Annotated in this window: 2 protein-coding genes; both read left to right on the top strand. The window is 65.7% G+C overall.

Going from position 1 to position 1,530, the window contains the following annotated elements:
• Window positions 1-936 (top strand): DUF58 domain-containing protein (locus tag K728_RS18890; protein WP_156911237.1); only part of this gene is annotated, 936 nt, incomplete at its 5' end.
• Window positions 933-1,530 (top strand): DUF3488 domain-containing protein (locus K728_RS18885; RefSeq protein ID WP_035747597.1); only part of this gene is annotated, 598 nt, incomplete at its 3' end. The genes K728_RS18890 and K728_RS18885, both read left to right, overlap by 4 nt.

Here is a 1,530-nt window from a genome sequence, read left to right as displayed (position 1 = left end):
CGGCCCGGCGATCCGATGCGCCGGGTCCACTGGGCAGCGACCGCACGACACAATGAGTTGATGGTGCGCCAGGAAGAGTCGGTCACCACGCCCGAGGCCACCCTCATCCTCGAACAACGCCAGATCAGGTACAGCTCAGGGGTGATCGGCGCATTCGGTGCCGACCTGGAGGATGATGGCACGTCGCTGCGATCTGCTCCGGGCTTCGAATGGGCGGTCATCGCTGCGATGTCCATCACCGCGCACCTGCTCGAACGCAACTATGCCCTGCGGTTTGTGGATGAGACCGGCGCCCCAGCCCTGCAATCGTCGGTGTCCGCTCCATGGCCGGAGGACGAGGAACACGCAGGACAGACGGGGATCCATAACGTTGCGGAGGGGCTGGCCGCTCTGGAGCTCTTCCCCGATCTGTCCAAACGGACTACTAGCCGGCGGCACTCGCGGCGCAGCCCATCGCCCGTCAACACCGGCACAGCACCGTCTGCACGACGTCAGCCGTTTGGTGACCCAATGATGGACAAGCTCGCCTCCTACCGGAACCGCGGCCCCCTGATCGCTATCCTTGGCGCCATCACCGTCGCCGAGGCACGGGACCTGGCCGCTGCCACCGAGTACGGGTCCACCTCGTTTGCAATTCTGGTCGCTGACCGGCCCCAGGACCTGCATCCGGTAATGGAAATCCTGCGTGCTGCCGGCTGGCACGCGGTGGCGGTGTCGCCCTCCGCCGATCTGGCAGCTGCCTGGACCTACTTCGACTCCCCTGTCGGGGCCAGCGCATCAACAGCAAAGACCACTGTCGGGGCTGGCGCTGTCGGGGCTAACACTGTCGGGGCTGGCGCTGTCGGGGCTCACACTGTCGGGGCTGGCACTATTAAAGCTGACACGGTGCGGGGCGCGGTCCGCTCCACGACCACATCGCCTGGCGGCCAACCGTGACCTCTACCTTGCCCCGCCCCGCGCTTTCGCCGCAGCGGTTGGCGCCGCAAACCGGTCGACGGTTTCGGACCGACCAGCGGCATTGGGTCTCGACGGCAGCAGTATTTGTCGCCGTCATGCTGACCTCCCTGAACCTGAATTCGGTGGTGCTGGGTTGGACCTGGCTTAACCCGGTGGCATTCACCGTTGGCGGTGTGCTGCTGGTCATGGGTGTTGCCAGAAGCATCCGTCTACCGGGTGCGCTGGTCCCGGTCGCTGGAATCCTGGCCCTCGTGGGATCGCTGGTCTGGCAGTTCTTCCCCACCCAGAACGTCTTCGGGGTCTTCCCCGGCGAAGGCTCGGCCGGGCGGCTGGCGGTCCTGTTGAATCATGCCGAGAACACGGTGGTGTCACAGGTGGCGCCGGTATTGCCCGGGACCGGTATTTTCATGGTCATCTGCGCGGGGCTGGGTCTGATCGCGATTCTCACCGACACGCTGGCCACCACCCTCAGAATGCCCGCCATCAGCGGTCTGGCGTTGCTCGCCGTCCTGGTGATTCCCGCCGTCGTGCGGCAACAAAGTGTTGGAATTCCCGGGTTCGTGGCGGCGGTGG

Origin of the sequence: Arthrobacter sp. CAL618 (assembly GCF_000468215.1) — a bacterium.
In the GTDB taxonomy this organism is placed as follows: domain Bacteria; phylum Actinomycetota; class Actinomycetes; order Actinomycetales; family Micrococcaceae; genus Arthrobacter_D.
The sequence above is the reverse complement of the archived record's forward strand: the minus strand, read 5'-3'. Positions and strand labels throughout refer to the sequence as shown.